The 13,064-nt window shown below is 57.5% G+C and carries 11 protein-coding genes, 2 tRNA genes and 1 pseudogene; 9 read left to right on the plus strand and 5 right to left on the minus strand.

All coding sequences use genetic code 11. The features are described 5' to 3' along the window. The first annotated feature begins 7 nt into the window (after nucleotides 1–7). Both LNV06_RS15070 and LNV06_RS15075 read left to right on the plus strand, forming a co-directional pair. A tRNA-Met gene (locus LNV06_RS15070) sits at nucleotides 8–84 on the plus strand. A gap of 89 nt (nucleotides 85–173) precedes the next feature. Further along, nucleotides 174–250, plus strand: a tRNA-Met gene (locus tag LNV06_RS15075). A 476-nt stretch (nucleotides 251–726) separates the two neighbouring features. Here LNV06_RS15075 and LNV06_RS15080 read toward each other — a convergent pair. The 3 genes from LNV06_RS15080 to LNV06_RS15090 form a co-directional block, all read right to left on the minus strand. After that, complete coding sequence (locus LNV06_RS15080; protein WP_263539094.1) at nucleotides 727–921, minus strand: hypothetical protein; 195 nt, start codon at nucleotides 919–921, stop codon at nucleotides 727–729. A 715-nt stretch (nucleotides 922–1,636) separates the two neighbouring features. Then, a complete protein-coding gene (locus tag LNV06_RS15085; RefSeq protein WP_263539095.1) occupies nucleotides 1,637–3,076 on the minus strand; it encodes a ribonuclease HepT family protein in 1,440 nt (479 codons plus the stop codon). Nucleotides 3,077–3,167: 91 nt separating this feature from the next. Further along, nucleotides 3,168–3,467, minus strand: a complete 300-nt coding sequence (locus LNV06_RS15090; protein WP_263539096.1) for a hypothetical protein — start codon at nucleotides 3,465–3,467, stop codon at nucleotides 3,168–3,170. Nucleotides 3,468–3,935: 468 nt separating this feature from the next. On the opposite strand from LNV06_RS15090, the gene LNV06_RS15095 reads away from it, so the two are divergent. Beyond that, the gene (locus tag LNV06_RS15095) at nucleotides 3,936–7,028 is read left to right on the plus strand and encodes a TrlF family AAA-like ATPase (RefSeq protein ID WP_263539097.1); all 3,093 of its coding nucleotides are present in this window, start codon (nucleotides 3,936–3,938) and stop codon (nucleotides 7,026–7,028) included. A 148-nt stretch (nucleotides 7,029–7,176) separates the two neighbouring features. Here LNV06_RS15095 and LNV06_RS15100 read toward each other — a convergent pair whose 3' ends face one another. Continuing rightward, entirely contained in the window at nucleotides 7,177–7,428 is a 252-nt protein-coding gene (locus tag LNV06_RS15100; protein ID WP_263539098.1) for a helix-turn-helix domain-containing protein, read from the minus strand. A 110-nt stretch (nucleotides 7,429–7,538) separates the two neighbouring features. Between LNV06_RS15100 and LNV06_RS15105 the strand changes: the two genes are divergently transcribed. The 6 genes and pseudogenes from LNV06_RS15105 to LNV06_RS22670 all read left to right on the plus strand — a co-directional run. Then, nucleotides 7,539–7,775 carry a hypothetical protein gene (locus LNV06_RS15105; RefSeq protein WP_263539099.1) on the plus strand — a complete coding sequence of 79 codons (237 nt, stop codon included), beginning with the start codon at nucleotides 7,539–7,541 and terminating at the stop codon, nucleotides 7,773–7,775. Next, nucleotides 7,768–9,207, plus strand: coding sequence for an Arm DNA-binding domain-containing protein (locus LNV06_RS15110; RefSeq protein WP_505190986.1), 1,440 nt, complete (start codon nucleotides 7,768–7,770; stop codon nucleotides 9,205–9,207). Before LNV06_RS15105 ends, LNV06_RS15110 begins: the two co-directional genes overlap by 8 nt. Nucleotides 9,208–9,360: 153 nt before the next feature. Next, a complete protein-coding gene (locus tag LNV06_RS15115) occupies nucleotides 9,361–9,789 on the plus strand; it encodes a hypothetical protein (RefSeq protein WP_263539101.1) in 429 nt (142 codons plus the stop codon). 177 nt (nucleotides 9,790–9,966) lie between these two features. Beyond that, complete coding sequence (locus LNV06_RS15120; protein WP_263539102.1) at nucleotides 9,967–10,467, plus strand: hypothetical protein; 501 nt, start codon at nucleotides 9,967–9,969, stop codon at nucleotides 10,465–10,467. Then, complete coding sequence (locus LNV06_RS15125; protein WP_263539103.1) at nucleotides 10,460–10,906, plus strand: hypothetical protein; 447 nt, start codon at nucleotides 10,460–10,462, stop codon at nucleotides 10,904–10,906. Before LNV06_RS15120 ends, LNV06_RS15125 begins: the two co-directional genes overlap by 8 nt. A gap of 968 nt (nucleotides 10,907–11,874) precedes the next feature. Beyond that, nucleotides 11,875–11,943: pseudogene (locus LNV06_RS22670) on the plus strand (LEPR-XLL domain-containing protein); the annotation flags it as partial. Between the two features lie 780 nt (nucleotides 11,944–12,723). Here LNV06_RS22670 and LNV06_RS15130 read toward each other — a convergent pair. Then, nucleotides 12,724–12,945, minus strand: coding sequence for a hypothetical protein (locus LNV06_RS15130; protein WP_263539104.1), 222 nt, complete (start codon nucleotides 12,943–12,945; stop codon nucleotides 12,724–12,726). Between the last annotated feature and the right edge of the window lie 119 nt (nucleotides 12,946–13,064).

Genomic DNA, 13,064 nt, shown 5'->3' on the forward strand with positions numbered 1-13,064 from the left:
CTTCAGTCGCGGGGTGGAGCAGTCTGGTAGCTCGTTGGGCTCATAACCCAAAGGTCGTAGGTTCAAATCCTGCCCCCGCAACCAAATAAATTTGGCGTAGGCGCTCTGTTGAGTGGTTTCGCAAAAAACAAAAGGCCGCCTGAACTTGGTGGCCTTTTGTTTCTCCGGTCAGTCGCGGGGTGGAGCAGTCTGGTAGCTCGTTGGGCTCATAACCCAAAGGTCGTAGGTTCAAATCCTGCCCCCGCAACCAAAAAAACGTAAGTAAATCAAATACTTACGTGAGTAGAACGCCAACCGAGAGGTTGGCGTTTTGCTTTGTGGCCCATTTGTGGCCCAAAAATGGCCCATCCGTGGCCCACACCAGTTCCCGAAATACCCGATTTGACCCTTGGGCTAGTGGCCCAGGCGTCCCCAGCCAATTTCTGAGTGACCATTGGGATTCGTGGCCCATTTGGGCTACTTCGGCTCGATATGACCATTGGGTCACTTCGGGCCAATTGGCCCTTGTGTGGCCCACAGTTTTGGATCAATTGTGCGGACTAGTCGTGGGGGGGGCTGAAGGCTCGGATCACACATGGGCCGGAATAGTTGTCCACAAATTCTGTGGACAAGATTGGCGTAGAAGCAGTCTACATGGCGTGGTTATTGGGCCCGGGTTGATTGCCGAGTGATGCATCAATCGGGCCTCACCCACCAGGCCTGCCGATATTGGGCATTGCCCTTGCGCTACAGGCCGACGATCAGCAGCCCACGCTCGTCGGCCCGGGTGACTTGCGCCTCCTGCAATGAGTCCGGCAATGGCGGCTCGCCCTTCGAATAAGTGCGGCGAAGAGAAGCCTCGCGTACGACTCGTTCGCCGTCCACGCCCGTGGTCAGCGTCCAGTTTTCAATCACACGGCAGCTGGTAGCCGGACCTTCCAACTCATCTATAGGGATCCTGCGGCCCAGCATGGTTAACTCAACTATTTCCGCTCGCATGCTGGCGCGCTGTGGCGGCGTTGGCTTGCAGGATGAGCCAGCCGGGGAAAGAGCGTAGCCGGAGCCAAAAGAGTCGCCTGCACCGATCCAAATAAGCCACCTATTTCGATTGAAAGTAGTCTCTAGTCCGGCAAGAACTCCCCGACCACTTTTATCGAAAAGGCCAGTCAACGCGGATTGTTGCGGTGCAAGTTTTGCAGGCTACATCGTCTGCTACCTGCGCGGAGCTGCATGCCGTCGAACTGCAGCACTAGGCTGATCTCGGTCGTTGAACGACCGGCTCCAAGTGACCGCTGTTGCCAGAAGCGGTCGAGCGATGCGGCACGGCCTGGCCGGCTGCTTCACACCCGGAATCGGCCTTTGGGCCGGAAGTTTGCATTCGGGTTGGTCGAGCGACCGCCATCGCGTCCCGCGACCGTCGCAGGTCGACCCGTTGCTGCCATTCACGGTCCCGCCGAGAACCTGCTGCGCTGGCAACACTCGTATTGGCGTGAAACATTCGCCTACTGCACTCTTAAGCGGCGGCCGGCCTTCCCTCGGCTCGGCCTGTCACCTTTCGGTCGGTCAAGCCGCTCAACTCCCTGCAGGGTTTGATAGACGTAGCCAGCTAGCGGGCTTGCCGTCGCCTTGATGTTTGCGCTCAACGCATGGCTCCTCTTCAGCTTGCCGGCTTGGCAAGCGCGGCTTGATACCTTGCCAAGTCGAACTGATGCACTGGCCAGCCTCTGACGGCGAAGTTCGTGTACGAGCCAGAGTAGCCGATGCAGAGGAACGCCATCTTGTAGATCATGGTCATCAGCCGAAAGGCCGCATCGATGGCTTGCTGGAACTCCTCGGGTTCAATCTCGAACGAACCATGCGCGGCCGCGTTTCGGCTCGCCTTCCATGACGTTCGGTCGTCTTCGACTAGGACACCGGCCTCAATCAACGCGTGGAGCCGATCGGAAGGGCTGTTGGACTTGAACCCATTCAAAGCGCCCCCGACTCGCTTGGCCATCGATTCGCTGAGTTCAAGTTCTCGCACAGCAGCCAGAACCTTGTCTACCTCGCCTTTAACTTCGGCTGCCGATTTCCCAAGACGCTTGAACTCCTTCTCGTTGAGCATCTTCTCGACTGCTACAGAGAGAAGCAAGACCACAGTCTCGACCCAGACACCCTTCAGGGAGAACAGCCCGCCAACCTTTGCAGACAACGGTGAGTAGTCCTTGCCTGCTGCATTCGCACAGGCATACGCGTAGTAGCAATCAAATAGCCGGAAGAAGTCCGACCCATGGTTCTGGTGAGGAACTGGGGGCTCAACCAGGCCTTTGTTCAGGTCACGCGCCCGCGAAAGCTCGATTGTTCTCTTCCCATCCTTTCCTACCTGAGTCATCACAGGGGTCGCGATGGTTGCGGTGCAGAACCTGATTGCCTCAAGCAACCGGTCCTCGAATCCAGCCGGTGTTTCCATCTCGCTCCCAGCAACCGCTACGAACAGCGAGTACTTCCTATCCGGCACGACATTGATTCCCTCGTACGAGATGTTCAAGCCCGCAACGACACCCTCTGACAGGTCCCACTTTGACTGCGTACCCCAAGGCGCCCCGCCTTTTTCAACCGTGGTTGTCCTAACAGTGTTCCTTGGAAATCCGAGCTCGTCGAGGAACACTAGGAAGGCGTAGTCCTTTGAGGCAGGTGCCTGTGTGGCGCATGTGATGCGAGAGGAAGTAAAGCTCAGCACGACCGTGGACTCCCGGTCACTCCTTTCCAGGCTTCCTGACTCGCACAGCCAGGTGTCGCCGGCGACGTCTCTGGCTTCAAGCCGATAGTAGTGTTCGTCGGCCAGGATGACTCCAGCCTGAGGGCCATTCAAGCTCGTCAAGAAACTGAGGGGTTCATATGGATCTGTCTCCGAGCGCGGGCACACCATGCGCACCACGACGCCCTTTCTTGCGCCAACCTCGATGGAACCAGGCCCAACGTAGGTGATGGGGGAGTCAAGTCGCTTCTGGACCAGGCGAATCTCATGACAGTCGATGACGAGGGCGTCCTCGACAAACGCGCGCCTGAAGTCCTCGTCCTCAATGTCAGCTGCGCCCTGAAATCTGGTCTTCGCCATGTCCCTGCATTCCTTGATGACGTTCTGGATCAGTAGCCTCCATGCCACTGGGCTCGAGTTTCACATGCCGTAGCCTTACAACGTTTCGGAACTAGTGACCGAGCGCCAGCTGCTTCAGAAGAAAGTGCCCCGTGAAATAAGCAAGAGCGACGTTGGCCACTATGAAGACCCACAGCGGCACATAGGTCTTGATTTTCTCCTCGGACATCGCTGCGACGGTCTCGGCAACCTGCATTACTGGGAGACGTTCGACGCCGACTGCCAGACGGCTAGGCTGGACGTCGGCAGCACCTTCGACACCGGTCGTTGATCCCGTCACCCGGCCAAGAGCGTCGGCGTCTGCTTCATGCCAGAGAGCGTGGAGTTGACGGCTGATCGTCGATGACGACAACCGCTGCAGTGCCGCCAGCCCAAAAATGATGTCGGTTCAAGGCTGGCTGCTGCCGTTCAGTCTTGGTAAGCCAGCGACCGCTGCTGCCGACACCGGCCATTGAGCGCTTCGGCGGGCGAATGTCTGCAGCACCTCGTCAAGCTGTCGCTCAGCGAAGTCGGGATGCAAGACCACCTGCGCGCGAGACGCTGACCGGTCCAAGACAGCTTTCTCAAGCTGCGAAATGGCATTAGGGCGCCGCTGGCGTATCCGGAGAACGTGCCCGTGAAGTGCTGCTCCGTGCCCTGAGCGGTCGGTTGTTGTGCTAATTGGGCCAGGCCAATGTCAGCAGGCACTCTACATCGAGGCAGGTCGTTGATCTATCGGCGAAGATGCTACAAATCCCAGCTGCTGGTCAGAAGTAAAAGAAGCACGAGCAGCGGGAAGTAACTTCGGCCTGCATCGGCCAACAATTCAGGGGGCAATTGAATGAAGAATGATCCTGCCGGCTCGGCTTGGAAAAAGTGGGACTTACACGTCCACACACCCTCGTCGGTCGTCCACAACTATCCCGGCTCCAGTCAGGCCGACGCTTGGGAAGCCTATCTTCAAGACCTCGAGGCCTTGCCGCCCGAATTCAAGGCCATTGGCATCAATGACTACATCTTCATTGATGGCTATGAGCGCGCGCGCAGAGCCAAGCTCGAGCAAGGCCGACTCAAAAATATCGATCTGCTACTGCCTGTCATTGAGCTGCGCCTGGACAAGTTCGCCGGGGTGGTCAAGAAAGAGAAGGACGGCACGTACTCGCAGTCTGGCTGGAACCGAATTAACCTGCATGTCATCTTCGACGCGATGGACCCTGAGGTCATCCAGCAGCAATTCCTCAATTCGCTGACCCCGAGCTACCAACTGATTCCCGACTCCAGCGGCTGGACAGGCAAATGGAAAGGCGTCATTACCCGCGACAGCCTGTCCGAACTCGGAAAAATGATCGTAGAGTCGGCGCCGGCTGAGAAACAAGCGGACTACGCCCCGCACTTGCAGGAGGGCTTCAACAACTTGTGCGTGAGTCTGGAGAAGGTGCTCGAGGCGCTTGATAAGCCCTACTTTTCCGGAAAATACCTGATCGCGGTTGGCAAGACGGAATGGGACAACCTCAAATGGGATGACCAGTCCATCGCCGAGAAGCGCAACATCATCAATCAGGCTGACTTGGTCTTCACTGCCTCCGAAAATCCGGCTGCATACGACGCAGCTCGCAAGAAACTTGTCGGGTCCAACGTGAAGGCCACGCTGCTTGACTGCTCCGACGCCCATGCGCCGAGCAGTTCGGAGAACAAGGACCGCGTCGGCAACTGCTTCACCTGGATCAAGGCCGACGCCACCTTCGACGGCCTCGTCCAAGCCATCACGGAGTTCGAGGATCGCGTGTTCATCGGCGACACGCCGCCTGAGCGCCTGCTGGTCGAGGCCAACCGCACCAAATACGCCTCTCGTATCCGCATTCGCCGAAAATCCGACTCCACGCTGACAGACACTTGGTTCAACGTAGACATGCCGCTGAGCCACGACTTGGTCGCCATCATCGGCAACAAGGGCAGCGGAAAGAGCGCGATGGCCGACATCGCCGGTTTGGCCGGCGACACCAAGAACTTCAAGAGCTTCTCGTTCCTCAAAGACACGCGCTTTCGGAATCCGAGGAACAAGCTCGCTCAGCACTTCCTCGGTGCGTTGGGATGGCACGACGGCACCGAATCGGAGCGCCCACTCGACCAAGACCCGTCTGAGACTAGTGTGGAGCGGGTGAAGTATTTACCGCAGAGCTATCTCGAGACGCTGTGCAACGAGCTCGGCGACGGCGGCTCGGCGACGTTCGACACCGAGTTGCGCAAGATCATCTACACGCACGTCCCGGAGGAAGCCCGCCTGGGCTACACATCCATGGACGAACTGCTCGATTTCAAGGTCGCCGAGATTGACAGCGCGCGTGAGCAGGTCATCAAGGAAATATCGAAGGCCAACGCAGAGATTTTGCAGACCGAGCGCCGACTCACGCCGGAGTTCAAGCAAGCGCTGCAAGAGCAGCTCGACGCCAAGGTCGCCGAGTTCAACTCCCTCGTGGCCTCGAAACCCACCCCGGTGGAAGACCCGACGGTCTCGGAAGCAGCACAGGAAGAATCGAAGGCTGCCACCGAGAAGATTCAGGCGCTGAAGGATGAACTCGAAAAGCTTCGCGAAGAAGATAAGTTGCTTCGCGACAAGAAGGCCGCCGACGCCAAGCGCCAAGCCGTTCTGAGCCGGGTCGCCCAGGCCATCGCCAACCACAAAAAGGCCCATGATCAATTCTTGGCTGAGCTGGCCCCCATGTTGGCGGAGGCCAGCGCGGACTTGAAGGCCTCCGAGGTGGTCGAACTAAAGATCGACACCACGAGGCTCGATGCGCTGGTCAAGGCCGCCAAAGAGTCAATTGCTGGAGTGGACGCCTCGCTGGCCAATCAAGAGCCCACTGGTCTCCTTAAGCGTCGCGAGACGGCCGAGGCGGCGATGGGTGAAGTGAAGAGCAAGCTCGGCGAGAAGCAGCGCTTGTTCATCCTCTTCAAGGATCAGGTTGCCAAGTGGGAGCGAGCCAAGGATGAGCTCGTCGGAAACAAGGAAAAGCCGCAGTCGATTGAGTGGTTTAAGGCCGAGATCGAGTCCTTGGGCGCGCTGCCCGGCAAGCTCGCGGCTCTACGCGCGAATCGGGTGAAACTGGCCCTGGGGGTCCACAAGCAGATTGTCATGACCGTTGAGGAATACCGGCGGTTGTATGAGCCGGTGCAGCAGTTCGTCAAATCTGCTGCCCAGATGGAGATGCACCTGCCGCTGGATTTCGACGTGCGCATCGAAGAGTCGAACTTCATGGAGCAATTCTTCGCCCGCATTAATCGGCAGTCGAGGGGCAGCTTCTCAGGAGTGGACGAGAGCAATCAGCTCATGCGTGGGCTGCTTAAGGAGGTCACCTTCGGAGATGTGGACTCGACGCTGAAATTCCTCGAGTCCATCGACGACATGCTGCACTTTGATAGACGTGAATCCGGTGCTGGCCGCGAGACCCGGATCGTTGATCAACTCCGCAAGGGCGGTGAGCCTCAAGACATCCTCGACTACCTTTACGGAATGAGCTATCTGGCGCCAAGGTATTCGCTGACGTTCGACCAACAAGAAATCAGCCAGCTCTCGCCCGGCGAGCGTGGCCTGCTCTTGCTCGTCTTCTACCTGCTCGTGGACAAGGACGACATCCCGATCATCATCGACCAGCCTGAGGAGAACTTGGACAACCAAACCATCTTCAAGGTGCTGGTCAAATGCATCAAGGCGGCCAAGCACCGGCGCCAAGTCATCATGGTGACGCACAACCCGAACTTGGCCGTGGTCTGCGACGCCGAGCAAATAATTTGCGCGAGTTGCGACAAGGCGACCAACACGTTCAATTACGTCTCAGGCGGCATCGAGTCGCCCCTGATCAAGAGCACAGTCGTTGAGATTCTTGAAGGCACTGAGCCTGCCTTCAAGAATCGGAAGCGCAAGTACGGCCTTTGATGGCGATACGTTGGCACACTAAGGTTTTGAAGTTGCCGCCGTTGGTCATGCGGAACGAAGGCTTTGTGTCGGTGTTCGGTCGCAGCAGAAGTAGCCGCGACTGACGGCTACCGCTGCATTGCCGCCATCCCTAAACACAAATCCCAACTCACTCGGGCACGTGCTCAAGTAGCTCTTCAACCGTGCACCCAAAGTACGTGCACAGGCGGTCCACGATATCGGTGCCAGTGCTGTAGCCGCGATGGTTCAGTATCTTGGAGAGAGTCATCCGATTCACGCCGGAGCCTTCGGCAACTTCCTGCACCGTGAGTCGCCGTGACTCGCGGAACTGCTTTTTTTCCATTTGTTCGGCTAACTTAAAGCGGATCACTTGATGCTCACTGACAACGATTGATAACAAAAATAATCAAATGCTCTTGAAAAACTTCATTGGATGATTAATATTGCATTCAAGCGCTGAGTAATCGCAGCGTTTGATCATCAAAGTAATCATCTGTGAAGGAGATTAGCATGGGTCAGACCTATCTGACGACCGACGAACTATCGGCCAAGATCAAGTACGACGTTCGCACCATCCGCGAGCGCCTCAAGGACAGTGTCCTGCTGGAGGGCCTGCACTATGTCCGACCCTTTGGCGGACGCAAGATTCTCTATCTTTGGGAGAACATTGAGCGGGACATGCACCTGGGGGCGGGCAAGGACTTCGCCGCTATCCCCATGGCCAATGGAGCAGTCTTCCATGGGTAGCATCCGACTCCTAAGTAGCCGCGGAACGCTCTTCATGGACTTTCGCTTCCAAGGGCAACGCTGCCGAGAGTACACCGCGCTCACCGACACTCCAGCCAATCGCAAGCGCCTGCAAAAGGCCCTGGAGAGCATTGAAGCGCAAATCGCAGCAGGCACCTTCGATTACGCCAAGACCTTCCCGGGCAGCAAGTTCAAAGGCCGAACGACTGCTCCTCCTGAGGCTGTGGTTGCCGGCGCCGGCTTACCAGCCTCGGCGCCCACTGAGTCACCTCCACCTTTGGCTGCCCGCACGCCAACCTTCGCTGAGTACACCAAGCAGTGGATGGCCGAGCATCAAGTGGAGTGGCGCCGCTCTCACATCAAGATCTTGAACTCCACGCTCAAGGGCCACTTGGTGCCCCGGTTCGGCGAGACCAAGGTCGGTTGCATCACCAAAGCGGAGGTGATGGCCTTCCGCGCTGACTTGGCCGCATTGCCCGGTCGCGCCAAAGCCACCATGAGCAACAAGCGGATCAATGGCATCTTGGCCCCCTTGCGGCAGATCTTGGATGACGCAAGCGAAGCCTTTGGCTTTGTCTCCCCCATCGCCAACCTCAAGCCTCTAAAGATCCGCAAGGCTGACGTTCAGCCCTTTGCATTGGATGAGGTGCAGCGACTACTGGCCACCGTGCGACCTGACTACCGCGACTATTTCACCGTACGCTTCTTCACCGGCTTGCGAACTGGTGAATGCCATGGACTGAAGTGGAAGTACGTCGACTTTGAAAACCGACTCATCTTGATCCGAGAGACCTTTGTGCTCGGGGAGGACGAGTACACCAAGACCGACTCCAGCCAGCGCGACATCCAAATGACGCAAGTGGTCTATGAAGCGCTCAAACGCCAACATGCCGCCACCTCCAGGCTGAGTCCCTATGTGTTCTGCAACAGCGAGTGCATGCCCTTGGACAACAAGAACTTCTCCGACCGGGTCTGGTATCCCATCCTGCGGCACTTGGACCTGCCCAAGCGAAGGCCTTATCAGATGCGCCACACCGCAGCGACCTTGTGGCTGGCCTCTGGCGAGGCGCCAGAGTGGATCGCACGCCAACTGGGACATGCCAGCACCGAAATGCTCTTTCGGGTCTACAGCCGCTTTGTGCCCAACCTCACGCGCCGCGACGGCTCGGCCATCGACCGCTTGCTGGCCACAAGGTTCTCAAGCGGGCAGGGCGAGAGCCCGGGGGCGCAAGACGGAGCACCACAGCAGGCTCATTCCCAAGTGGGGGCCAATGAGGCCGTGCCTGAGAAACCTGTACCCCTACGCATGGCGCCCCTGTCCACTCGGCACAAGTCAGCCACGGCGGCCAACGCTGACTCCGCGACGGATGCCGCATTCTCTGCATTTCGCGCCAGCCTGCCCGGCGAATCGCCAGGGCAACTCGCTGCCTAGCGGCTGAGCCTGCTAGCGCGCCATCTCTGCTGACTCCAGAAATTTCCATCAGCAGCAAAAGGCCGCAGCCCCTTCAAACCCAACAGTGATTTCGAAATGCCCAAACAGCAGGGCAGGGCGGAGCTACGTCCGCATCCAGCAAAGGAGAACGAAATGAAAGACTTTTACGTCAGTGCGCCGCAAGACCTCCAGGCCTTCTTGATTGCATTGGAACTACGCCCTGGGCTGAATCGAAGAATTCGGCGGCGGTTCTACAACGAGCTGCGTCGTGTGCTCATGCTGCAAGACCGGTGGTGCGGTTCTTACTTGGACCTTTGCATGATCGTGTGCGAGCCACATGAGTGTGTGCAGACCCGCCACATTGCCTTGGCCTGGTTGATCGATCAGGTGGAAGTCCAAGTCATCTACGTTCATTGCCCTCGCTCACTGCTGGCGTTCGCTGAAGACTTTGAAGTGGTTAGCGAGTCAGGGGCTTCCTTCACCCCAGCGGAAGCGGCCAGTTGCCGATGCGCCATCCTCAAGGCCTTGGCCGCGGCATTGCTCTTGAGGCGCGCGGCGCTGGCGCTGAAGGCCTTGCGTTGATATGGGCCCGCTAACCACTCCGCGTGGCTTGAGGCCACCCGCTCGAGCCGGCCCGCGTCGCGTCTGACGCCAAGGCTTTCGCGGTCCATCCGCATCCACTGATTTCATCGTCAATGTCCCGCAGGCAAGGGCAGGGCGGAGCTACGCCCTGATCTTGCCAGCTCACAAGGAATTCCTATGACTGACTATTTCAAGCAACAGAAAACACTTGCTCATGCCTTGCTCTTGTTCGTCCATTTGCATGGCGCTCCGTCGCAAAGCACGCGACAACATTTCTTCAAGGACATGCGCCGACATCTGGCGCGAACAGGCCACGTGATGAGCTACTCCCAGGGCTGGTGTGTCATCGCACCGCTGTTTGGACAGACTCTTCAAAGGAGTCGACACGACGTCTGCAATTGGTTGCTCGACCATGACTTCGACCTCACGGCCGAGACCTACTTTCCGGTGGACTTCAGAACTCTGCTCACCACCAAGAACTACTTGCACCCCCATGAGCCTAACGACCCATTTCCTGCGCATGTGCAAGAAAGCCTCTCATCCGGCGCCAGCGAAAATAAGCTGCCCAATGAAGAGAGCGCTGAACGTGTGCGCCGCGTGACGGAGGGTCTCCTGCTGAACGCTCTCAGCTGGTTCCAGTACTTGGTGTCGGATCTGAAGGAGGTGGATCATGCTTGATCGCCAAACCCCACATCAAACCCACGCCCTAGAGCTCCAGCGCTTCGCGATTCGGGTCACACCAATGCGCGGAGCAGACGCCAAAGTCATCCGGCGTTTTGGTCAACGGCTGGATGAGTACTTGCTGCAGCGAAACCTGTATTTCACAGGCACGCCGTGGGTGGCCATCATTCGATCAAACAAGCGGGACCTGACCGTGGTCGATCAAATCGAGCTGTTGGCCTGGGTGCTTGAAGACGAGCTTTGCGCGTCGGTCTGCCTGAGTCCACTGACACATTGCGTCGCGACAGAGCTTGGTGCAGAAATCGCCTGGGTCAAAGTGAACCGAATGGACCTGACGGTGGCCGCGACGCATTGGCTGTACCGGTGGGGGCATTTGGATGCGAGTGCAGTGTTGCGAATCCTGGAGAGCAACCGGGTGACTCAAGTGCCCATTTGAGACCTAGCCACGAGAGCCTGCGCACAGCGGAGTGGATCCAGGCGTGGGCTTAAGGCACCCAGCCTAGAACTTGCCGCGGATAGTGCGCGGGCTCTTTGGATTCGACAAGCGATCCTAGATTGAGTTCGCCATCAGTCAGGGCGCTGAGATGTGGGTCAGCAGTCGCGAGGACTTGAGCTCCTAAGCCATTCAATGAGGCATTCGGGCCATCCAATTCAAATAGAGAAGTTTGGTCAGGGTGGTCTCTGTTTGCGCCCCACTAGCTGGTCGGCTAGCCCTTGATTGGTAATAGTTCACCAGCAAAGTTTATGGCAACGCACCATCGGTCCGCTTAGTTCATCGACATCAATGTAAGCCGTCGACTGTCATTTGACATGGCGTACATGCACATGCCGGGGGGATCATTTTCAGAGGGTAGAACGATGCGGAAGTGCCCAGTGGTGCGAGTCCATCATGTCTGCCTCAACCGACTTTGGTGCGTCATTTTTATGAACACTATGTGAAGAATGAGCGTGGCTGCCCCGTCAATTAGGGGGATGACTTGCAGTTTCATGCCCCTTTACATTTCCGGAACATAACCAGCGAACGCGTCGGATTCTCAAACGATGGCGTAGTGCATTCATGGGGAGCATGTGAGTTAGGTGATAACTCATTTTTCCGGTGGACGCGAAACGCAAGTGACCTCGGGCTCGCGGTTGACAACTGTTGAATTGGTCTTGGGCAAAGAAACCAAGGCGCCACGCAGGAGCAATCGAATGGTCTCGAGTCGCCGTGTCAATGTATCTCGTCAGTTTGCAAGCCGTACGCTTGGAAAAGTGCGCCCCAGTCGTCTTTTGTTGGCGCTGGTCAGTCGGGCCAGTGCGTTGTGGTTGGGTTGGTTGCAGTCTCGGTTGAAGCGAGTGCAGCGTTGGTACTCGGGGCAGCTTGATCGGCTTGCAGCAGCGCGAGGTAGAGGCCATGCAGCGGAGATGCCGCAGTTCAAGTTCGAAAGCCTCGAGAGCCGCCTCCTGTTGTCGGCCGATTTGGTGCCTGGTAGTCATTTTCTGGTGCCACAAGAAGATGCGGTGACCCGTCGAGCTTTCGAGTCACCGAGCTTTCTGGATCAACCCCGCGCGAAAATTGCGGTCGCACCGGGTGACCTTAGAACGCAGTCTGTTGCCGCTGAGCCATCGGTGACCTTGACCGGGCCAGGGACGGTGGATTGGGTCAAGCTGCAGTCAGGGAGCTACTCACTCAAACTGTCGGGTACGACCTCTCAGAGTACCTTGAGTCTCAATGCCGTCAGCGGTCAACGGGTGGACATCTCGTCCATCCAAGTTGTTTCGGACATCGGTGCGATCAATCTATCGCAAGCTGATTTCTTTGGCATCGGCATGTTTCAGGCCGGTGTTAAGAGCCTTACTCTTGGGAGCATTCAGTCATCTTTCATTGACGTTGCCAGTGGTGCGAGTTTCAGTCTGACGGCAGCGAAAGTTTCAGGAACTCAGCTTTCAGCTCGGAATTCTGCACTGACTGTGAATGTGGCCGATTGGGCACGGGGCAATGGCAATAACAGCATTAACGCTGCGAGCTTGCTTGCCTTGAATGCCACGGGCAATCTTGACGTGGACATCTTTCTGTCGGGCACGACTTCAGGAAATACGCTCGGCAACGTCTCCGTGGGCGGTCTTGTTGGTGGGGGAGTTTGGAGCGTTCACGGACGAGCCAACAGCATCAATGCAGGTAGCACTGCTGCTGCTTGGCGCGTCAATGTCGACGGAACACTGACTCAATTTGTCACCAAGGGCGATGCCTCCGGTGATCTGGCCGTTGCAGGTCTACAAGTCTTGCAAATCGGCGGTTCTGCAAGGAACCTGCATCTTCTTGTTGGCGCCAATTTGGGTGACGATGCCGTTCTGGGCGGCACAGGAGCGAACGCTGATAGCTTCAAGGCAGGCACTTTGGCGCGCCTGCGTGTCGTCGGTGACATGATTGACAGCACCGTGTTTGTGAGTGTTGATCCAGTCAACGGAACATTCAGCGATGGCGATGACCGCCAAATTGGAACTTCTGCCCAACGCCTGCAAGAGCTGCTTGTTGGTGGAGGTTTGTTGGGGCTGACAAGTATTGCTGCGCCCCAATACCCGGCTACGGTTCGAATTGGAGGTGTCGTCCTCAA

This window comes from Paucibacter sp. Y2R2-4 (genome assembly GCF_025717535.1).
In the GTDB taxonomy this organism is placed as follows: domain Bacteria; phylum Pseudomonadota; class Gammaproteobacteria; order Burkholderiales; family Burkholderiaceae_C; genus Paucibacter_A.

Coding starts and splice junctions, on each gene's coding strand:
- LNV06_RS15085 (WP_263539095.1), bottom strand. CDS start 3,076: ATGGCGAAGACCAGATTTCAGGGCGCAGCTGACATTGAGGACGAGGAC.
- LNV06_RS15095 (WP_263539097.1), top strand. CDS start 3,936: ATGAAGAATGATCCTGCCGGCTCGGCTTGGAAAAAGTGGGACTTACAC.
- LNV06_RS15105 (WP_263539099.1), top strand. CDS start 7,539: ATGGGTCAGACCTATCTGACGACCGACGAACTATCGGCCAAGATCAAG.
- LNV06_RS15110 (WP_505190986.1), top strand. CDS start 7,768: ATGGGTAGCATCCGACTCCTAAGTAGCCGCGGAACGCTCTTCATGGAC.
- LNV06_RS15115 (WP_263539101.1), top strand. CDS start 9,361: ATGAAAGACTTTTACGTCAGTGCGCCGCAAGACCTCCAGGCCTTCTTG.
- LNV06_RS15120 (WP_263539102.1), top strand. CDS start 9,967: ATGACTGACTATTTCAAGCAACAGAAAACACTTGCTCATGCCTTGCTC.
- LNV06_RS15125 (WP_263539103.1), top strand. CDS start 10,460: ATGCTTGATCGCCAAACCCCACATCAAACCCACGCCCTAGAGCTCCAG.